The 19544-nt window shown below is 59.1% G+C and carries 15 protein-coding genes and 3 pseudogenes; 13 read left to right on the top strand and 5 right to left on the bottom strand.

Annotation, left to right across the window (positions count from 1 at the left end; translation table 11 throughout):
* Nucleotides 1–401 precede the first annotated feature (401 nt).
* The 12 genes and pseudogenes from BN874_RS08150 to BN874_RS08095 all read left to right on the top strand — a co-directional run bounded on the left by BN874_RS08150 (nucleotide 402) and on the right by BN874_RS08095 (nucleotide 11976).
* Complete coding sequence (locus BN874_RS08150; protein WP_034431986.1) at nucleotides 402–1100, top strand: PEP-CTERM sorting domain-containing protein; 699 nt, start codon at nucleotides 402–404, stop codon at nucleotides 1098–1100.
* Nucleotides 1101–1299: 199 nt separating this feature from the next.
* Nucleotides 1300–1582 (top strand): annotated as a pseudogene (locus BN874_RS08145) (type II toxin-antitoxin system RelE/ParE family toxin).
* 12 nt (nucleotides 1583–1594) lie between these two features.
* On the top strand, nucleotides 1595–1957 hold the full coding sequence (locus BN874_RS08140; RefSeq protein ID WP_034431985.1) for a HigA family addiction module antitoxin: 363 nt from the start codon (nucleotides 1595–1597) through the stop codon (nucleotides 1955–1957).
* Nucleotides 1958–2049: 92 nt separating this feature from the next.
* Nucleotides 2050–2244, top strand: coding sequence for a DUF5397 family protein (locus BN874_RS08135; RefSeq protein WP_034431991.1), 195 nt, complete (start codon nucleotides 2050–2052; stop codon nucleotides 2242–2244).
* A complete protein-coding gene (locus BN874_RS08130) occupies nucleotides 2244–2522 on the top strand; it encodes a virulence factor (RefSeq protein WP_034431984.1) in 279 nt (92 codons plus the stop codon). The genes BN874_RS08135 and BN874_RS08130 overlap by 1 nt, the downstream gene beginning before the upstream one ends.
* A 110-nt stretch (nucleotides 2523–2632) precedes the next feature.
* Nucleotides 2633–5536 (top strand): insulinase family protein, encoded by a 2904-nt coding sequence (locus tag BN874_RS08125; RefSeq protein WP_034431983.1) that lies wholly within the window; start codon nucleotides 2633–2635, stop codon nucleotides 5534–5536.
* A gap of 24 nt (nucleotides 5537–5560) precedes the next feature.
* The gene (locus tag BN874_RS08120) at nucleotides 5561–8026 is read left to right on the top strand and encodes a tetratricopeptide repeat protein (RefSeq protein ID WP_154724811.1); all 2466 of its coding nucleotides are present in this window, start codon (nucleotides 5561–5563) and stop codon (nucleotides 8024–8026) included.
* A 3-nt stretch (nucleotides 8027–8029) separates the two neighbouring features.
* Nucleotides 8030–8338: a J domain-containing protein gene (locus BN874_RS08115; RefSeq protein WP_034431981.1), complete on the top strand. Its 309-nt coding sequence runs from the start codon at nucleotides 8030–8032 to the stop codon at nucleotides 8336–8338.
* 10 nt (nucleotides 8339–8348) lie between these two features.
* Nucleotides 8349–9053, top strand: a complete 705-nt coding sequence (locus tag BN874_RS08110) for a nucleotide exchange factor GrpE (RefSeq protein ID WP_051497584.1) — start codon at nucleotides 8349–8351, stop codon at nucleotides 9051–9053.
* 22 nt (nucleotides 9054–9075) lie between these two features.
* Nucleotides 9076–10833, top strand: a complete 1758-nt coding sequence (locus tag BN874_RS08105) for an Hsp70 family protein (protein ID WP_034431980.1) — start codon at nucleotides 9076–9078, stop codon at nucleotides 10831–10833.
* A complete protein-coding gene (locus tag BN874_RS08100) occupies nucleotides 10833–11114 on the top strand; it encodes a hypothetical protein (protein WP_034431979.1) in 282 nt (93 codons plus the stop codon). The genes BN874_RS08105 and BN874_RS08100 overlap by 1 nt, the downstream gene beginning before the upstream one ends.
* 88 nt (nucleotides 11115–11202) lie before the next feature.
* Complete coding sequence (locus BN874_RS08095; RefSeq protein WP_034431978.1) at nucleotides 11203–11976, top strand: 2-phosphosulfolactate phosphatase family protein; 774 nt, start codon at nucleotides 11203–11205, stop codon at nucleotides 11974–11976.
* A 2-nt stretch (nucleotides 11977–11978) separates the two neighbouring features.
* Here BN874_RS08095 and BN874_RS08090 read toward each other — a convergent pair whose 3' ends face one another.
* The gene (locus BN874_RS08090) at nucleotides 11979–12899 is read right to left on the bottom strand and encodes a cation diffusion facilitator family transporter (protein WP_154724810.1); all 921 of its coding nucleotides are present in this window, start codon (nucleotides 12897–12899) and stop codon (nucleotides 11979–11981) included.
* A gap of 273 nt (nucleotides 12900–13172) precedes the next feature.
* Here BN874_RS08090 and ptsP point away from each other — a divergent pair, with 273 nt between their 5' ends.
* Nucleotides 13173–15440, top strand: coding sequence for a phosphoenolpyruvate--protein phosphotransferase (gene ptsP / locus BN874_RS08085; protein ID WP_034431988.1), 2268 nt, complete (start codon nucleotides 13173–13175; stop codon nucleotides 15438–15440).
* A 50-nt stretch (nucleotides 15441–15490) separates the two neighbouring features.
* Here ptsP and BN874_RS08080 read toward each other — a convergent pair whose 3' ends face one another.
* From BN874_RS08080 to BN874_RS25050, 4 genes and pseudogenes are all read right to left on the bottom strand, one after another.
* Nucleotides 15491–15934, bottom strand: coding sequence for a universal stress protein (locus BN874_RS08080; RefSeq protein ID WP_034431977.1), 444 nt, complete (start codon nucleotides 15932–15934; stop codon nucleotides 15491–15493).
* Between the two features lie 100 nt (nucleotides 15935–16034).
* Nucleotides 16035–18670 (bottom strand): annotated as a pseudogene (locus BN874_RS08075) (type I restriction endonuclease subunit R).
* A gap of 194 nt (nucleotides 18671–18864) precedes the next feature.
* The gene (locus BN874_RS08070) at nucleotides 18865–19365 is read right to left on the bottom strand and encodes a restriction endonuclease subunit S domain-containing protein (RefSeq protein WP_051497583.1); all 501 of its coding nucleotides are present in this window, start codon (nucleotides 19363–19365) and stop codon (nucleotides 18865–18867) included.
* 10 nt (nucleotides 19366–19375) lie between these two features.
* Nucleotides 19376–19544: pseudogene (locus BN874_RS25050) on the bottom strand (IS630 family transposase); the annotation flags it as partial.

Genomic DNA, 19544 nt, shown 5'->3' with positions numbered 1-19544 from the left:
ACTCAATGAGCTTACAGTGGGTTTCAAATTTATAAGCAATCACGGGAAAATTTACAGGAGGGAAAATTTTACACCCTGCTGGAATGGTATAAATTCATATAACTATTTGAATAATAATAATTTTCATCAAATAAATTCATAAAATTCATCATAATCTCTCAATTCTCTCCAAAAAGATCACTGTTATATTTTACAGTCATGAACACTGCTTAAAATCCATCAAATTGATTTTATTCACATAAATATATCTGGCTTATTTATTGCTTTATTTTTGGTTGCACTCATGCAACTAATCTTTGGAGTTAAAACCATGAAACGCTCTCTCCTCTCCTCTCCTCTCCTCTCCTCTCCTCTCCTCTCCTCTCCTCGTAGCTGCCGCCCTCGCAATTTCATTGGGCGGAATGGTAGCGCCGGCCAGCGCCACCAGCTACACCACACTAACGTTACCGCTACTCAACGTCGACATCCGCACTGCCACCGAGGGCTTTCTCTATGATCCAATATTCCCTAGTACGCCAACCTATAATGGTGTACCGTTCAATCTGGTAGTGGATAGTGACCGCGATACTGTGCTCTGGAAAGGAGAGTTTGATATAGATGTTAACGTGTTTGGCGTCACCCAAGCCTATACGCTGATCAACTCGGGGTTCGGCAGTTTTGGCGCCAACAACGGATCGGTCGAGTTCCTCGGCACAAACAACGCTTCCTACAAGGTCGATCTGGTGCAGGGTGACAACATCCGCGATCACTACAACGGCTTTTTCGTCAACACCACCACCAACCCCAACACAACTGTTGCCTTTATCTCGGGTAACGTCCGTTTAGATGAGCAGACATACGATCTGCCCGACGAGTTCGCCTCTCAGACATTACTAACCATTCGTTTTACGAGCTTTTTCAATGACTTCGACCCTAATGATATCAATAGCGATCCTAATAATCATTTAGGACCTAATGATTATTTTAATGGACTTGGTATTCCTTTCATCGCTGCCGCCACCGTGGGCGTAAATGCAGCTACCGTCCCCGAACCGGCCACGCTCGCGCTGATTGGCGTCGGTCTCGTCGGTCTCGGCTTCTCGCGTCGCCGTCGCACCTAGCGCAACCCGCAAATCTCTTCATCACTATAAACGGCCCCCCAGCGGGGCCGTTATCATTTTTGCCTTGATAACGCTGACCCTCCGCCAACCGGTTGGTCGGCGTTCGCGGTCAACTCACCGCCAGCCTACGTCTGGCAGGCGATGAGACCCAGATTTACGAACGCTTGACATTAGTAATGCAACACGTTAGCACTTCTCCATGATCAAAACATTCGCCAATAAAGAAACCGCAGCGGTATTCGCGCATGAGCGGGTTCGTCGCTTTGGCGCGGAGTGGTTACAAACGGCGCGACGCAAGCTTGCACAACTCAACCGGGTGATTTCGATTGACGAGTTGCGCATCCCGCCCGGAAACCAATTGGAAAAGCTCTCCGGCAACCGTGAAGGCCAATGGAGTATCCGTATCAACGATCAGTGGCGGATTTGTTTTGAATGGCGCCGATAGCAACGCCTGGAATGTCGAGATCGTTGACTATTACTAACGGAGAAATTGCGTGAACATCCGCGTTGAAGACCTGAGCCAGATGGATTTTTCCGATGTAGCGGAAGGCGGCAAGCTGCCGCCGGTGATGCCCGGCGAAATCCTGCTGGAGGATTTTCTAAAACCGATGGGTTTGACCCAGTACCGGTTGGCCAAGGAAATTGGCGTTCCGCAGCGGCGCATCGGTGAGATCATCGCCGGCAAGCGCGCGATTACGGTCAATACCGGGTTACGCCTGGCCCGTTTTTTCGGAATGAACGATGGGTTTTGGATTGGCCTGCAAACCGACTACGATACAGCCATGGCCAAAAATGCCCTGGCGGATGTGCTTGCGCGCATTCATCGTTTCCAGCCGGATCAGGCAACCCGCAGATAACATCAGCCGTTTCCCACCAACGCCTGTGAGCGAATTTGGTACAATCCGCATCGTGCGATCCTGAACCCGCTATGGTTAACGAGGTGATTTTCATGCTGCACATTGAACCCCAAAGCTTGATCGGCACCTGGCGGCGTTTTGGCCTGTCTGGTCCCGTCTATGAAATTGTTTCAGAAGGTAAAAAACTGCATTCCGGGGATGAGACAGTGCGAGTTCGAGTGATCGAAACCGGCGAAGAGCTTGATTACAAACTGGCCGATGTTCTCGACGATCCCAAGGAGCGTTAATGTTTGCCATTGCTTTCGATTTAGTGGTCGCCGATACCGCCGGGAATCATCCCAAGGGCGTGGCCCAAGCCTATGCCGATATCCGCAACACTCTAACCGGGTTCGGCTTCGAGTGGCGGCAGGGCAGCCTTTACACCACCGACAGGGACGACTTATCCAATCTGTTCGCTGCGATTCTGACGTTGAAAGCGTTGCCGTGGTTTGCCGCTTCAGTGCGGGATGTTCGCGCCTTCAAGATCGAACACTGGTCGGACTTTACCGCAATGGTCAAAGGTTGAATTTCCTCGGGGCTATCATCACTTTCAGCATCAGACGATCCCGCCAACGTTGTTTGTCGACCGGTTCTATCTCTATCCCCACTGTATCCGCTCACCCCAAAACCTAAACCATGACCCATCCCGCCTTCCAGCACCTGCGTAGCCATCCCATTCCCGCCCTGCGGCTGGAGTTCCAGGAGTATCGCCACAGCGTCACTGGCGCTCGGCATCTACATTTGGCTGCCGATGATCCGCACAACGCCTTTATGGTCGCGTTCCTGACCGTGCCACAGGACTCGACCGGCGTCGCCCACATCCTTGAACACACCTCGCTCTGCGGCAGCCAGCGTTATCCGGTGCGCGACCCGTTCTTCATGATGATCCGGCGCTCGCTGAATACCTTTATGAACGCTTTCACCAGCAGCGACTGGACCGCCTACCCCTTCGCCAGCCAGAACCGCAAGGATTTTGGCAACCTGCTGGATGTGTATCTGGACGCGACCTTCTTCCCGCTGCTGGATGAACGCGACTTCGCCCAGGAAGGTCACCGGCTCGAATTTGCTACTCCCGCCGATCCCCATTCCGAACTGGTCTTCAAAGGCATTGTGTTCAACGAAATGAAAGGCGCGCTGAGTTCGCCGGTGCAACGGCTGGGCTACGCCCTGCAACAGCAACTGTTCCCGACCATCACCTATCATCACAACAGCGGCGGTGATCCGGCAGCGATTCCCGATCTAAGTTATGAACAACTGAAAGCCTTCCATGCTCGCCATTACCATCCCTCGAATGCCATTTTTTTGACCTACGGCGACATTCCCGCCGCCGAGCATCAGCAGTGTTTCGAGGCGCAAGCTCTCAGCCGCTTTCAGGCGCTGACGCTGGATTTGACCATTCCCGCCGAGCGACGCTATATCGCGCCCGTCGTCGATCTCACCTATTACCCGCTGGACGGCGCCGAAGCGCTGCATGACCAGACCCATATCGTGCTGGGCTGGCTGCTGGGGCTGATCACCGATCCACTGGCGACGCTGCGAGCGCGACTGTTGAGCGACGTGTTGCTGGACAACAGCAGTTCGCCATTGCGGAACGCGCTGGAAACCTCTGAGTTCGGTACTGCGCCCTCGCCAATGTGCGGCTTCGACACCTCCACCCGTGAAGCCACTTTCGTTTGCGGGCTGGAAGGCTCCAATCCCGAATGCGCGGAAGCGGTTGAACAACTGATATTCAAAGTGCTACGCCAGGTCGCCGCTGACGGGGTGCCGCAAGACGCGGTAGACGCCGCTCTGCACCAGTTGGAATTGAGCGAGCGGGAAATTACCGGCGATGGTTTTCCCTACGGACTGCATCTGCTGATGGAAGCGCTGACTCCGGCGATCCATGGCGGTGATCCGATTCCGGCGCTGGACGGCGATCCGCTGCTGGAACAATTGCGAGTAGAAAGCCGGGAGCCGGACTTTATTCCGCGTCTCGCCCGACAACTGTTGATTGATAACCCGCACCGGGTGCGATTGACCATGGCTCCCGACCCGGAGTTGAGCGCGAAGCAGGCGGCAATGGAACAGCAACGGTTGGCCGCTATCCGCACCGCGTTGAGCGAAGCCGATCAGGCCCGCATCATGGCCCAAACCCAGGTGCTGGCCGAACGCCAGCAACAACCGGATGATCCCGAACTATTGCCCAAGGTGGGGCTGGCAGACGTGCCGGCAGATTTGAAGATCGTCGAAGGGGTCAGCCGTCCGGTCGGGGCGGTGCCCGCGACCTGGTACGCCCAGGGCACCAACGGCATGGTTTATCTGCAAGCGGTACTCGATTTGCCGGCGCTGGAAGCCGATGAACTGGATCTACTCCCGTTGTTCTGCGCCTGCCTCAGCGAAGTCGGCAGCGCCGGGCGTGATTACCGCACGACTCAGGCCCGGCAGGCGGCAGTGACCGGTGGCATCAGCGCCCGCGCCACGGTACGCGGTGGCGTGGACGACGTGCAGCAGGTCAAGGGCGTATTGACCTTGGGGGGCAAGGCATTGGCCCGCAACCACGCCGCCCTGGCCGATCTGCTGTGGGAAACGCTGACCAGCGCCCGTTTCGATGAACTGCCCCGGCTGCGCGAGCTGGTCGCCCAGATGCGCGCTCACCGCGAGGAAGCGATCACCGATCACGGCCATATGCTGGCGCTGGCGGCGGCGTGTTCCAGTCTGAGTTCGGTGGCGGCACTGAGTCATCGCTGGGACGGGCTGCAAGGCTTGAAACACCTCAAGGCGCTGGATGACGACTTGGACGATGCCGAGGCGCTGGCCGGTTTTGCGGGTCGGCTGGAACGGTTGCGCGACCGTCTGCAACAGGCGCCCCGGCAACTGCTGGTGGTCAGCGAAGCCGAGCGCCAGGATGATATTGCCGCCGCATTGGCCGTCCATTGGCGCGAAGGTTATGCCGCGTCGGAACCGTTCACCCTGGCCGCGCCGGAACCGCAACCGCTGCGACAGGGGTTCCGGGTCAATACCCAGGTCAATTTCTGCGCCAAGGCCTATCCCACTGTCGCGCCCAACCATCCCGATGCTCCCGCGTTGCAGGTGCTCGGCGATTTCCTGCGTAATGGCTATCTACATCGCGCTATCCGCGAGCAAGGTGGCGCGTATGGCGGCGGTGCGGGCTACCATCCTGACAGCGGTTCCTTCCGCTTCTATTCCTACCGCGATCCCCGGCTGGCCGACACCCTGACCGATTTCGACCGGGCGCTGGACTGGCTGCAAACCTGCGATCACCCGGCGCGAACCCTGGAAGAAGCCATCCTCGGCATCATCGCCGCCATTGATAAACCCGGCTCGCCGGCGGGCGAAGCGATCAGCGCCTTTTCTGGCACCCTGTTTGGCCGCAGCCCGGAACAGCGCCGCGCCTATCGGCAACGGATCTTGCACGTCACGCTGGCGGATCTCAAACGGGTTGCGGCGACTTATCTTCAATCCGATCAAGCCTATTGTGCGGTGTTAAGCGATGCGCGAACCTTGGCTGAACAGGAAAACCTGACGATTCTCACCGTCTGAATGCCGCCCAAGGAGTTAATACTCGTGCGAAAACCAAGTCCGAAACCGCGCCTTCGCCTCGATGACCTGCCCACGCCGGAACTGGTGAGCCAAGGTAATGCTCTGTTGTCGGCCCGCGATTACAAGGGCGCGATTGACATTTACAAGCTGCTGCTGAAACGTGAACCGCAGGCATCCTGGCGTGAACCGCTGGCGGTGGCTTATCTGGAACGCGCCAGGCAACTGGCTCAAAAGGAGATGTACCGGGAAGCCGCCGTGATCTGGGAAAACATCCCCAGTCTGTGCAGCGGACAAGTCCCACAACCAGACCTGTATGTAGACTGGCTGCTGCACTCCAATCAGTACGCCAAGGCCATGCGCGCTTACACTCATTATGCGGCTGGATTACCTGCCGCCGATGCGGGCGAACTCGAAACCCTGCTCGCCGCGCTGGCGCTGGCCGGACAGAAGGACGTACTTCAGGCGATCCCGCCCGATGCAACGCTGCGCCAGCATTTCGGCGCTGCCCAGGCTGCGCTGTGCGCCTACGGCCAGGGCGATGCCGAGGCGGTGGTGCGCGAAGCGCTGAAAGCTATTCCGATTCGCTCGCCCTACCGGGATTTGCGCCAGACGCTGGCGGCGCTGCTCAAGCTGGAAAGCGATCCCGCCGGTGCCCCGACGCTGGTCGAGCGTATTCCCTCCACTTCACCTTATTACCCTCTTGCCAAGCTGGTTTGTGCTGCTGCTGCGAGTGAACCGGCTCAGGCGCTACTGACGCTGGATCCGGCTCAACGCGAACTGGCTGGTGGCTTGATCGGTCTGGATGCGCGCCAGAACAAACTGCTCAAGGACTGGGCGCGGTTCGGCGAAAAACCCGGCGACAAAGCCCTGTTCGACTTTATCGCCGCTCATCTGGCCGCTTTTGACCGGGAATCCGCCCGCCACGCCTGCTGGATGCTGCTGCCGGCCTATCCCCAGGGTTTGAAAAGCTACACCCACCTGTTCGGACCGCTGCCACCATTTGAAACGCAGCGTCTACAGGCGCTGCGGGCAGAACGGGGGGGTGACATCCGTGGCGCTTTGCGCAATTGGCGCGGTTGCGCTGATCTGCTGATCAAGGATGCTGACAACCCGGACAGCCGGTTAATGGCGGCGCTAGTCCTGCGTCATATGGCGAAATTGACGCACGAGGACGACGACCTCGACTGGGATGAAACCCCGAAGACCCTGATTTATCTGGAAGAAAGCCTGCGCCTGGATCCGGATGACCGCGACAGCTATTTGAAACTGGCCGCATTAAACCGGGAAGCCGGCAACGATAAGGAATACCACCAATGGGTGGATCGGGCGGTCAGGCAGTTTCCTGACGATGCTCAAGTGCTGCTCGATGCAGCGGTCACCGCCACCGCTCGCAAGGCGCATAAAAAAGCCGCTGGTTTTGCTGCAAGAGTGCTGGAGCTGGACCCGATCAACAGCAAGGCGCGCAGCATCCTGATCAACGCCCATCTGGCCCACGCCCGCAAACAGATTCTGGCCGGTAAATACGCGCTGGCGGAAAAGGAGCTGGACCGTGCCGGTCAACTGGAGCGCGACAACGCCCGCAGCGGCGTCATCGAAACCAATCGGGGCCTGCTGGCCTTCAAGCAGCAGCAACGCGAACGCGGCCAGCACCTCCTGCGGGAAGGTGCCCGTCTGGCCGGTCATCCGCTGCTGGCCTGGCTGCGACTGGTGGTGGAAGCGCCACGCCTGAATTTGGAACCCGCCGATTTCCAGCGCAACCTGGCCCTTGGCGATCCGCGCAAGCTGACGGTTGAGCGTGCGGACCTGCTGGCGCTGACGCGACTGATCAATGCCTACCGCGAGGAGGGCGTGAACAACCTCAGCTCGGCGCTGGAAGACTTGGAAAAGCCGTTGCAACGGGCGATCAAGACCCTGAGCAGCGAGGACGATCTGCTGTTGATCTGTGAATGCCTGCATCAGGCGCCCCATTATGAACTGCTGGAATCCGCCGCCACCTGGGCGCTGGAATGCCAACCGGAACGGCCGCTGTTCGTCTACTACCAGATTTACGGTCGCGCCGAAGGCAACGGCTATAAGGTCAAGCACCGCGACAGCCGGCGACTGGAGGATGCTATGGAAACTGCCCGGGACGCTGAGGATCATCGCACCTTGATGCGGATCGGACAGTTCCTCGGTCAGGGTCGGTTGCCCTTCTCGCGGCCACGCGGTCACTCACGGCCAATGCCGATGCCAATGTTGCCCAACATACCGGCTGAAATCGAAGAAATTCGCCGGGATCTGGAGCGGCTGCCCCCGGCGCTGCGGGAGCGGATGCTGAACCGGATCCTGGACGATTTGCCGCCCGACGATGATTTCCCAATCGAAGTGCAAAGAGCAATGATGAAAGCCCTGTTGCTTGGCGGCGGGAATCTGGAAGAACTGCTGGATGATTTGCCGGACTTTCCCCCCTCATCGCCACGCCGGGGCGGACGCCGAAACCGCTGGAGCTAACCCATGCCTAATCCTTTCGCCGTGCTGGGCGTCGCCGAAACCGCTGATGATGACGCCATCAAAAAAGCCTATCTGCACCAGGTGCGCGAGCATCCGCCGGAACGGAACCCGGAACGCTTCCAGGTGATCCGCGCCGCCTTTGAAGCGGTTAAAACCCGCCCGGATCGGCTGCGCTACCGATTGTTTGGACAGGAAACACCGGATCTGGCCGGGCTGGTGGCGAACGCTCTGCAACCGGGCGGTTCGCGCCGCCGCCCCACCGAATTCCAGTTGCGGCAACTGCTGAGCAGCAGCTTGGCTGGCCAGAAATAAAAAACTCCTCATGAATATCGAAACCAAAGAACGCTTGCTGGATCAGTTCCGCGCCTATCTGGACGAACAGCCCGAAACTCTCTCCGACGAAGCTGAACAGACCCATCGGCGAACCGACCTGTATTCGCTGTTTGCTGAACTGGTGGCGCTGAAAAACGAAGTCCGGCTGGAATCGCGTCAAGTCAAAACCGCGCTGGATGAATTCCGGGCGGTGTTTGAGACCCTGCAAACCAGTCAAACTCAACTCGGCGGCGAACTGGATCGCGCCCGTAGCGCGGTGGCTGAACAACGGCGAGCCGTGTTGAAACCGGTGCTGCTGGAACTGGTGGAATTGCACGACCGCTTGGAAGCGGGCTTGCGCGCCCTACAAAACTATCGGCCCACGCTGTGGGGGCGGTGGTACCGGCGCGAACAGGCGTTGCGCCAAGCGGTTGCCCAGGGTCAGGACATCAGCTTGCGCCGGCTGGAACAGATGCTAAGCACCCAGCAGGTGGTCGCTTTGGCCGCCCTGGGTCAACCGCTCGACCCGCACACCATGCGCGCCGCCGAACTGGATCAGCGGCGGGATTTGGCAAACGGCATCGTCACCGAAGAACTGCGCAAAGGCTACCTCTGGCAGGGCGAATTGCTGCGCCTGGCCGAGGTCAAGGTCAACCGCCGCCCGGAACCGGATGCCAGCGCCGCAACATCCGCCACCGAACCTTCACTGAACTAACACGGATACGAGTCACCTCCTCATGGCTGAAAAAATCATTGGTATTGATCTGGGCACCACCAATTCTGAAGTTGCAGTGGTAGAAAATGGCCGTGTTACCGTCATTGACGTCACCCCCGGTCATCCGATTCTGCCCTCGTTCGTCGGCTTGGCCGATGATGGTTCGATCCTGGTGGGCGAGCCGGCCAAGAATCAGTATGTGCTGTACCCGGAACGCACCATCAAATCGATCAAGCGGCGGATGGGCAGCGCCGATCAGGTTGAAATGGGCGATACGGCCTACACGCCCCAGGAAATCTCCGCCATCATCCTGCGGCGGCTGAAGGCGATTGCCGAGGCACATCTGGGCGAAGCGGTGCATAAGGCGGTGATCACAGTGCCGGCCTACTTCTCCGACGCCCAACGGCAGGCGACTCGCGAGGCCGGTGAGATTGCCGGCCTGGAAGTGGCGCGGATCATCAATGAACCGACCGCCGCCGCGCTGTCCTACGAAGCCAACCATCAGGGCCACAAAAAAGTGCTGGTGTACGACCTGGGCGGCGGCACTTTTGACGTGTCGGTGGTCGGCATCGAGGACAACGTGGTCGAGGTGCTGGCCAGCCACGGCAACAACCAGCTTGGCGGCGACGACTTTGACGCCAAAATCGTCGAACACCTGGTCGCCCACCTGCAACAACAAGGCGCGGATCCTACTCCGTCGCGCAAGGCCATGGCCCGCATCACCCGGGCGGCGGAAATCGCCAAGATCGCGCTGTCCGATCAGCCCTACTGCCGAATTGAGGAAGAGTACCTGCTGGAAAAAGACGGTACGCCGGTCAACCTGACTCTGGAACTGGCGCGGGACGACTACGAGGCAATGATTGCCGGCTATATTGACGAAACGCTGGAAGCGGTCCACATCGCCCTCAAAGGCGCCCATCTCACCGTGTCCGACCTTGACGAAGTGTTGCTGGTGGGCGGCGCGACCCGCACCCCAATCATCACTCAGCGGCTGGAAGCGGATTTGGGTCTGACGGTGCGCGCCGAGGTCAACCCGGATTTGTGCGTGGCTACCGGCGCCGCGATTCAGGCGGGCATGTTGGCGGGCGAAGCCGTCTCAGCAGTGCTGGTGGACATCACGCCCTACACCTTCGGCACCAGCGCCCTGAGCGAGCTGAACGGGATGCCTTACCCCTTCACCTATGTGCCGATCATTCACAAAAACACCCCGATCCCGGTCACCAAGAGTGAGGTGTTTTACACCATGCGCGATCACCAGGAAGCGGTGAAAGTGGATGTCTACCAAGGCGAAGATCCGGACGCCCTGAATAACATCACGCTCGGCGAGTTCATGGTGGAAAACCTCAGCCGGGCACCCGCTAACAATCCCATCATCATCCAGTTTGCGCTGGACCTGAACGGGATCATGCAGGTGACGGCGCGGGAGAAAAACACCGGGCTGGAAAAATCCATCCGCATCGACAATGTGCTAACCCGCTTTCAAGAAGGCGCACTGGAAACAGCGCGGGCGCGAGTTAATGCCCTGTTTGCCGACGAAATGATGAATGCGGCTACCTCCACCGAGGCGGGCAGTGGCGTCACTGATCAGCAACTCAGGGTGCAAGCGCAGGCGCTGGTGGAGAAAGCCGAACGCTTGTTGGATAACGCCAGCGAAGATGATCGTGAAGAGATGATTAACCTGATCGAAACGATCAAGGATGCTCTGAGCAGTGGCAATTACGACGCGCTAGCTGAGCCGGTAGCTGAGTTGTCCGATATCCTGTTTTATCTGGAGTCGTGATGGAACGCTGCCCGGTCTGCCGCGCCCGCTTCAAGCAGGATCCGGTCTGTTCGCGCTGCGGCGCGGATCTCAGTTCGCTGTTGGCGATTGAAACCGAGGCGGCAGCGCTGGAACGGCAGGCGGTGGTTCTACTGGGCGTGGGTCAATGGATCGAAGCGCGCCAGGCGGCGGATCGGGCGCTGGCGCTCCAGCACAGTCCGCTGGCGCTGGCGGTGCGGGAGTTTGCCCGTCGGGAACTGCTGGATAGGGAGACGGGGCTGATCGAACGGCTGCTGCAATAGCCGTCTCGTGGTGAATCACTGCTATTTAGCTTGATCTTGTGTGGGATAATCAACCGGACAAGAACACCACCGACGGCGGATCATCACCATGGAAATTTTCGTCTATCACACCCCCGATCAAGTCCCGGACCTGAGCAAGCAGGCGCGCAAGGGCGGTCTGCAACTGGAAATGCCGGCCTGCGCCATTGTCATTGATGTCTTACGCGCTACTACTACCATGGCGACCGCGTTGCAATCCGGCGCCGAAGCGATCCAGGTGTTCGCCGATATTGATGAGTTATTCCGCATCAGCCAGCGTTGGCCGGCGGAACAGCGCTTGCTGGCGGGCGAACGCGGCGGTGAAAAGCTGGAAGACTTTGACTTGGGCAACTCACCGTCGGAATGCACCCCGGCACGGGTTGGCGGCAAGCGGCTGTTTATGAGTACCACCAACGGCACTCGCGCCCTGGAACGGGTGCGGACAGTGCCGATCCTGTTGACGGCGGCGCTGACCAATCGCTGGGCGGTGGTGCGTTATCTACTGGAGGAGCAACCTCGCACCGTCTGGATCGTCGCGGCGGGCTGGCGCGGCGGGTTCTCGCTGGAGGATACCATCTGCGCTGGAGCGATTGCCTGTGCGCTCAGGGTCGAGCGCGGCAGCGACTGCGCGGGGGATGACGAATCCATTGCGGCCATGGCGCTGTTCGATCAATGGCAAAGCCGGTTGCCGCAATTGCTGCGCTATGCCCACCACGGACGCGGTCTGGCGGCTTTGGGCTGTGATGTGGATTTGGATTATTGCGCCCGGATCGACAGCGTCAACGTGGTGCCAGTGCAAATCGAACCGGGGGTGTTGAAGGCAGCGGAATTAGCTGGAATTTGAGTTCATCCCGGCAGGGGTTGCGGCAGCGGTTCGCTGGCGGGGTCCTGGTGAATCAGCACATCGGCATTGGGGAAAGCCGACTTGATCGCTGCCTCCACTTCATCGGCCACCCGGTGCGCCTCCACCAGCGGCAACTGATCATCCAGCATCAGGTGTAACTGGACAAAATAGGTCTGCCCGGAGCGGCGGGTGCGCATCTCGTGAACACCGCATACCTGAGGATAGGTGCGGGCGATTTCCTTGATCCGGGCGTGTACCTCCGGTGGCAATTCGTGATCCATCAACAGTTGCACCGCTTCATAGCCGATTTGGCCGGCGCTGTAGAGGATATACAGCGCAATCCCAATCGCGAAGATCGGATCCATGATCGGCCAGCCCAGCATCGCCAATCCCAACGCCAGAACCGTGGCGCCGTTGGTCAGCAGGTCGGTGGCATAGTGCAGGGAGTCGGCGCGGATCGCGGTGGATTGAGTGCGGCGAATGACATAATGCTGGAACGCCAGCAATGCCATTGTCGCAACAATCGCGAACAACAATACGCCCATGCCGACCATGGCATCGTTAATCAGTTGCGGATGCAGCAGTCGGTCTACCGCGTTCAGGATCAGAAATAGCGCTGAACCGGCGATGAACGCCGCCTGCACCAATCCCGCCAGTGGCTCAGCCTTGCCATGACCGAAGCGATGCTCGCGGTCGGGCGGTTGCAGGGAGTAATGCACCGCCAGCAGGTTAATGATGGATGCCGCTACGTCCATCATCGAATCCACCAGCGAGGCCAGTACACTGACCGAACCGGTCAGCAATGCCGCCGCCAGCTTGACGACGATCAGCACCGTGGCGGTGACGACCGAGGCATAAGTCGCCAGTCGCAGCAGGCGACCCGCCTTCGCCGGATCGATGGTCAACGGGGTTTCATCGTTCATGGTTAAATTTTTTGGTCAATGGGTGTTGCTCTATTCTAACCAGCTTCCATTCGCCACGCAGGGCGAACTATCGGGCGAAAGGGTAGCCCTAACACTGCTTACGCTACAGCCACATCTACTGACCGAGGCTCAAGGATTTGGAGTCGTGTCTGCCGTGGAGCCGCCATGCACTACCTGCACATCGTATTGCGTTATTCCGCGCTATCACCACCTATTGCGATGATGGCTTATTTTGTAATTCAAAAAATTTCTAACCGGAAGGAATCTCGCTTCATGCTTGAAATTCTGCGCCGTATCGTTCAGGACGTCGGCGCTGCGCCGGATTTGTCGAGCGCGTTGGCTATCACCGTCAACCGGATTCGCGCCGCAATGAAGGTCGCCGCTTGCACCGTCTATCTGGCCGATGAGGACAATCGCTCCCATGTGCTGATGGCGACCGCCGGCCTGAATCCGCAAGCGGTCGGGCGGGTGCGGCTGGGCCACCACCAAGGGCTGGTTGGGCTGGTGGCCGAACGGCAGGAACCGCTGAATGTAGCCGACGCGCCGCGCCATCCGCGCTTTCATCCGGTGTGCGAGGTCTGCGAAGAGGGCTACCACGCTTTCCTGGGCGTACCGCTGATCCAGTACCGCCGGGTGTTGGGGGTGCTGGTCGTCCAGGATAGCGCCGTGCGCCAGTTCGATTCCGAGGAGGTGGATTTTCTAGTGACTATCGCCGCCCAATTGGCCAGCATTCTCAATCACGCCATTCTCAGCGGTGCCACTCAGGAATTACTTAACCCGCTGAACACCCACACTCGGGCGCTGCAAGGAGTGGCCGGCGCTCCGGGGGTGGCGATGGGCGCGGTCACCATTCCCCATTTGCTGGCCGATCTTGACGATGTGCCCGACCGGTTGAGCCAAGAGGTTGCCAGCGAGGAAGCGGCTTTCCACGCCGCTATCGCTGCGGTTGAACAGGAATTGCGCGAGGCCAGCGACCGGCTGGCACCGTTGCTGCCGCCTACCGAGCAGGCGCTGTTCACGGTATACCGGATGATGCTGAGCAGCGACAGCCTGATCGAGGACACTCTCGGCGGTATCCGGGCCGGGCGCTGGGCACCCACCGCCTGGCGCGATGCGGTGCTGGCCCGGGTTCGATTACTGGAGCAGGCCGAGGATTCCTACCTCAGCACCCGCGCTGAGGATATTCGCGATCTGGGTCGGCGGGTGTTGCAGCATTTGCGCGCTGGTCCCGACCAACACCCCCACCCCGCCGCTGGACGCTGTGTGCTAGTGGCTGAAGATATGAGCGTGGCTCATCTGGCGGCAGTGCCACCGGAACAACTGGCCGGGATTGTGTGCCTGCGCGGATCGGCCCTGTCCCATGTGGCCTTGCTGGCACGGGCGATGGGCATCCCGGCGGTGATGGGTCTGGGCGACCGGCCGCTGGGCCGATTCGAGGGCAGCGACATCATCGTGGACGGCTATCATGGCCGGGTCTATGTCAATCCCGATCCGGCCACCCGCGCCGAGTACCGGCAGCTCATGGACACTGAGGCCGCGTTGACCGTCGGCCTGGGCAAATTGCGCGATCTGCCTGCTGAAACCCAGGATGGCTACCATATTCCGTTATATGCCAAGGCCGGATTGCTGACCGATATTGCCGCTGCTCGCGACAGTGGTGCCGAGGGCATTGGGCTGTATCGCACCGAATTCGCCTACATGGTGCGCGAATCGTTCCCCAGCGAAGATGAGCAGTACCAAATTTACCGGCGGATGCTGGCGGCTTTCGCCCCCCAGCCGGTGGTGATGCGCACCTTGGACATCGGCGGCGACAAGACCCTGCCCTATTTCACCATTGAGGAAAACAACCCCTTTCTGGGTTGGCGCGGGATGCGTTTCACCCTGGATCATCCTGAAATCTTCGTGACCCAGTTGCGCGCCATGCTGCGGGCCAATGTCGAACTCGACAATCTGCGGATTCTGTTTCCGATGATCACCACCGTCGAGGAACTGGACGAAGCGTTGCGGCTGCTGGCGCGTGCTGACCAGGAACTGCGGGAGGAAGGCTGGCCGGTGACGCGCCCGCCGGTTGGGGTGATGATCGAGGTGCCCTCCGCTGCCTGGCAAACCGGGCAACTGGCGCGGCGCGCGGATTTTCTGTCAGTCGGCACCAACGACCTGACCCAGTACACGCTGGCGGTGGATCGTGACAATGCCCGGGTCGCGGGGCTGTACGATAATTTGCATCCGGCGGTGCTAAAAACCGTGGCCTACATCATTGAAAACGGTCATCGCAGCGGTCGCCCAGTGAATCTGTGCGGGGAAATGGCGGCTGATCCCGGGGCTGCGGTGCTGTTATTGGGAATGGGCGTAGACAGTTTGAGCGCCAGCGCCACCAGCGTCCCGCGAGTTAAATGGGCGATTCGCAGCTTTAGCCACGCCGAAGCCCGCGAATTGGCCCGACAAGCGCTGGAACTGGAAACCGCCCGCGCGGTGCGCCAGTTGCTTAACGACGCGCTGCGGCGGGCTGGACTGGGCGAGATCGTACACGAATCGGCCTGAAATCCCTCGCGCTTCGCTGGCCCCCTTATTGGTTAAAGGAGGAGGGATGTTCAATTCCGAATTCGCACCGCCAGCACATCGCATTGAGCGCCGTGCAGCACCGCGTTGGCGGTTGAACCCAACAGCAGCGCCAGCCCGTGCCGCCCATGGCTGCCGACCACGATCAAATCTGCACCGTGTGCTTGCGCCGCACCGAGAATGCCTTCCTTGGTCGAAGGGGCGTTGACCACCCATGTTTCGGCATTTTCCAAACCTAAGCGCTGCGCCAGGTCTCCCAGCAGGGATCGAGACTCCCGCAGTAGCGCCTCATCGGGCAAGTCTGCTAGCACTGGCAGCAATTCGTAGCCTCCGCCCAGGCTGATATTGATGTCCTCGATCACATGAATCATCCCCAGCCGTGCCCCACACAGCCGGGCGATGTCCTTGGCGCGTTCCCCGACCTGCATCGCGTCTTCGGAAAAATCAGTAGCGAAAAGAATATGTTGGTACAGCATGGTGTTTTACTCCTAACATAATAGGCATTAGACATTATCAGAAATATGCAGTTAGCTACTTAATTGGCTACACATTTTAGCGGCAATGCCTGCGTTCCGGTTATTCGCCCGTCATCGAAGACACCATATCAGTCACGAAGCGGCGAAAAGCTTCGTTCTGGACAAACTGCTTATAGACTTCGGTATCGTCCTTGAGCAGAGACAGCATGATCCGAGCCAGTGCTTTGTCCATCTCAAGCCGGGCGGTGTGCGGGGTGTTTTCTTTGGCATTCTGGTAGGCCGCGTCGGCGGCGACCTTCGGCGCAATGTCTTCGCGGATGCGCTTGGCTACACGGTCGGCGTCAGTAAACAGCGTGCCAAAGTTGTCGTTAAAGGTCTTGAGAATGTTGCTCAGGCGGTCGAGTTCGGGCTGGCCCTTGTGACCTGCGCCACCCAGCGGAACCGGATCAATCTCAGCTTCCTCATCCGCCAGCGCGATCTTCATGACCGCTTTTTTTTCAACGCGGTAGCTATCCATGTCAATCGCATCGAGGATGCCTTTCGCCAGGTCGTCCTCTTCGGGCGCAGGCAACTTGGGCGTCAGCAGGTTGAGCAGGATCGAAAGCTTTTCCCAATTTACATTGGCATGGGGCATCACCGAAGCCAGGAAATCGTAGGTGCGGCAGAACGCCTTGGCTTTGCCCTTGAATTCCACCTGCTGATCCTCGTCCAGCGTTTCGGCATAGACCGCTACGCATCTATCGAGAATCGGGTCCAGCGTGTCCCGTTCCGCGCCGGTGAGGAACAACTCGACGACCTGTTGCATCTGTTCGAGTGAATAAACTTGGGCGTTGTCCAGCGCGGCCTTCAGATCGTGCAGTTTATTGGGGTCGGTTTTCTCGGCAAGCAGCGTGGCGCGGTAGTAATCCTGGAAGGCGAAGATGATCGCTTCGCTGTTGTTTTGAAAGTCAAGGACGAAGCAGTCGCGTTTCTGCGGGTGCGCCCGGTTGAGGCGGGACAAGGTTTGCACCGCCTTGATGCCCGCAAGCAGCTTGTCTACATACATCGTGTGCAGCAGCGGCTCGTCGTAGCCGGTCTGGAACTTGTCGGCGCAGATCAGAAAGCGGTAGGGGTCGTGCTGAATTTTTTCTGCAATGTCGCTGCTCGCAAACCCGTTGAGCGACGCCTCGGTCATTTTGGCTCCGCCATACTCGTATTCTCCTGAAAACGCGATGATCGCCTGATACGGACTCTTGCGCTCGGCGAGATACGCCTTGAAAGCGTGGAAGTACTGAATCGCCCGTTCGATTCCAGCGTCTTGTTTTTGGGCGTGGCGGTGAAGGCGAAGTAGCTGGCGTTGGTCAGCATCTTGCGCGCCGCCATGCGCTTTTCGAGCGCTTCATTCACCGTATCTTCAACGTCGCTCTCCGCATCCTGATCATCCGTCGCGTCGCCGAGCGCCTTGCTCATCGCCGCCGAGGTCTTTCCACCCTGGCTTGAATGCGCCTCGTCAATGACGATGGCGAAGGTCTTGCCGCCCTCAGTGGCGATCTCGTCGAGGATGAAAGGGAATTTCTGCACCGTCGAGATGATGATCTTTTTGCCCTGCTCGATGAACTGGCGCAGGTCGCCCGAATGTTCGGCGTGGCCCACCGTTGCGCCCACCTGCATGAATTGCTTGATAGTTTTTTGTATCTGGTCGTCGAGAATGCGCCGGTCAGTGACTACGATCACCGAGTTGAATACTGCCTTGCCGTTGCGCTGCACGCCGATCAACTGGTGCGCCAGCCAGGCGATGGAGTTGGATTTGCCGCTGCCCGCCGAGTGCTGGATCAGGTAACGCTTGCCCGCGCCGTGGCTGCTTACATCGGCCAGCGCTTGTCGCACCATGCCGAGCTGGTGGTAGCGCGGCCATACCTGCCGGCGCTTCTTCCGTCCGGTTCGTGCGTCTTTCTCTTCGACAATCTGGGCGTAGTTTTCGAGGATGTCGGTCAGGCGCGCCGGGGTCAGCACCTCTTGCCAAAGGTAGTCGGTCTTGAGGCCGTGCGGGTTTGGCGGATTCCCCGCACCATCGTGGTAACCCTTGTTGAAGGGCAGAAACCACGAGCTTTTGCCCTTGAGTTCGGTACACATCCGTACCTCGCTGTCGTCTACCGCGAAATGCACCACGCAGCGGCCAAACTCGAACAGCCGCTCGCGGGGATCGCGGTCGCGGCGGTACTGCTCAATCGCGTCTTCGACCGTCTGCCGGGTGAGGCTGTTCTTCAACTCGAAGGTTGCTATCGGCAGACCGTTGATGAACAGACCCAGATCGAGGGCGCGGCGCGTCTCGTCGGCGCTATAGGCCAGTTGGCGGGTGATGGAGAAGCGGTTCTGGGCGTGGAGCGCCTGCGCCTTGGCGTTGCCTTCCGACGGGGTGCCGTAGAAGAGATGGAAGTGGCCGGCGGGATGATGCTCCACACCCTTGCGCAGCACGTCAATGACGCCGCGTTTGCCGATCTCGGAGGAGAGGCGGGTGAGGAACTTGAGGCGGTTGATGTCCTTGGGGTTGCTGGCGTCGGCCAGCGCCAGCCTGTTGATCGCTGCGGGCTGGGTGGCGCTCAGGAAAGCGAAGAGTTGCAGCACATCGAGCGCATGGGCGCGGTCGTAGTCCTGCGCACTGCCAGCGAAGTAGCCAGCGCCTCCGTAAGAGGCGGACGGATCAGCGATCCTGTTGAGGGTGGCAGCGAGACCGTCCTCGCCAGTTAGGTATCGCATGATCAGGGTTTCGAGGCCCTTTTCGCGGGTGTCGGTGATCACAAATTACTCACCTTTGATGCCAAACATGGCTCGCACTTTACCCGAAAATGCTATCGGGACTTTCGCTTTCCGTCATTCCCGCGTAGGCGGGAATCCAGTAAGCCGCTGAAAAGCCTGGATACCCGCTTTCGCGGGTATGACGAAATTGAGCGTTATTCAGCGGCCTCCTCGTCAGCCGATTCGGTCTCATTGCTCAAGTCGGCATCATCCTCTATGGCATCGGGCGTGGATTCATCGGGCAGACCCGCCGCCGCTTCGCGCACATCAAGCTTGCCGGTGACGACATCAGCGACTAGGCAGGTGTGGTATTCACGGAGGAGGGTGATTTCGCGTTCGAGGCGGGAGATGGCGGTATTCAGCGTCGCTGTCTCATTTTCGATATATTCAATAATTCCTTTCTGCTCTGAGTAAGATGGCAAAATGACCTTAAATCCTTTGATTTGCTCAGGGCTGAGATGTGGAACGCTAATACCCGTAAAGATGGGTGCTATGTAGGTAGCGAACACCCTGCTTTGAAGTAGCAGGATCATAAATCTTGCGCCCATGCGCTCTGTGGGTCGCAGGCGCGCCACACGTTGGAGCAGCAGGCACGGAATATCTTCTTGCTTGATTACAGCAGCTCGAATTCCTGAACTTACGATGGGGCGATCCATACCTAGTACTTCACCCGCTCTGAATTGATGGGTAGAGGCGTTTGAGCTTGATACGGGCATTGAGGGTGGTGAAGCGCCAATTCACCGGCCGGGGGTTGGCGTTACGGGCCTGTTCCCAGGCGGCGACCTCGCGGGTCAGGGTGTCGGCGTCGGGGATGCGGCGATCCAGGCATTGCCGG

It is taken from the genome of Candidatus Contendobacter odensis Run_B_J11 (assembly GCF_000531125.1).
Lineage (GTDB): Bacteria > Pseudomonadota > Gammaproteobacteria > Competibacterales > Competibacteraceae > Contendibacter > Contendibacter odensensis.
This window is presented reverse-complemented; position numbering and strand designations above follow the sequence as displayed.

What these genes read in the sequence shown, in the direction of transcription:
- BN874_RS08150 (WP_034431986.1), top strand. Translation starts at nt 402, where the DNA reads ATGGTAGCGCCGGCCAGCGCCACCAGCTACACCACACTAACGTTACCG.
- BN874_RS08135 (WP_034431991.1), top strand. Translation starts at nt 2,050, where the DNA reads ATGCTGCACATTGAACCCCAAAGCTTGATCGGCACCTGGCGGCGTTTT.
- BN874_RS08130 (WP_034431984.1), top strand. Translation starts at nt 2,244, where the DNA reads ATGTTTGCCATTGCTTTCGATTTAGTGGTCGCCGATACCGCCGGGAAT.
- BN874_RS08125 (WP_034431983.1), top strand. Translation starts at nt 2,633, where the DNA reads ATGACCCATCCCGCCTTCCAGCACCTGCGTAGCCATCCCATTCCCGCC.
- BN874_RS08115 (WP_034431981.1), top strand. Translation starts at nt 8,030, where the DNA reads ATGCCTAATCCTTTCGCCGTGCTGGGCGTCGCCGAAACCGCTGATGAT.
- BN874_RS08110 (WP_051497584.1), top strand. Translation starts at nt 8,349, where the DNA reads ATGAATATCGAAACCAAAGAACGCTTGCTGGATCAGTTCCGCGCCTAT.
- BN874_RS08105 (WP_034431980.1), top strand. Translation starts at nt 9,076, where the DNA reads ATGGCTGAAAAAATCATTGGTATTGATCTGGGCACCACCAATTCTGAA.
- BN874_RS08100 (WP_034431979.1), top strand. Translation starts at nt 10,833, where the DNA reads ATGGAACGCTGCCCGGTCTGCCGCGCCCGCTTCAAGCAGGATCCGGTC.
- BN874_RS08095 (WP_034431978.1), top strand. Translation starts at nt 11,203, where the DNA reads ATGGAAATTTTCGTCTATCACACCCCCGATCAAGTCCCGGACCTGAGC.
- BN874_RS08090 (WP_154724810.1), bottom strand. Translation starts at nt 12,899, where the DNA reads ATGAACGATGAAACCCCGTTGACCATCGATCCGGCGAAGGCGGGTCGC.
- ptsP (WP_034431988.1), top strand. Translation starts at nt 13,173, where the DNA reads ATGCTTGAAATTCTGCGCCGTATCGTTCAGGACGTCGGCGCTGCGCCG.
- BN874_RS08080 (WP_034431977.1), bottom strand. Translation starts at nt 15,934, where the DNA reads ATGCTGTACCAACATATTCTTTTCGCTACTGATTTTTCCGAAGACGCG.
- BN874_RS08070 (WP_051497583.1), bottom strand. Translation starts at nt 19,365, where the DNA reads ATGGATCGCCCCATCGTAAGTTCAGGAATTCGAGCTGCTGTAATCAAG.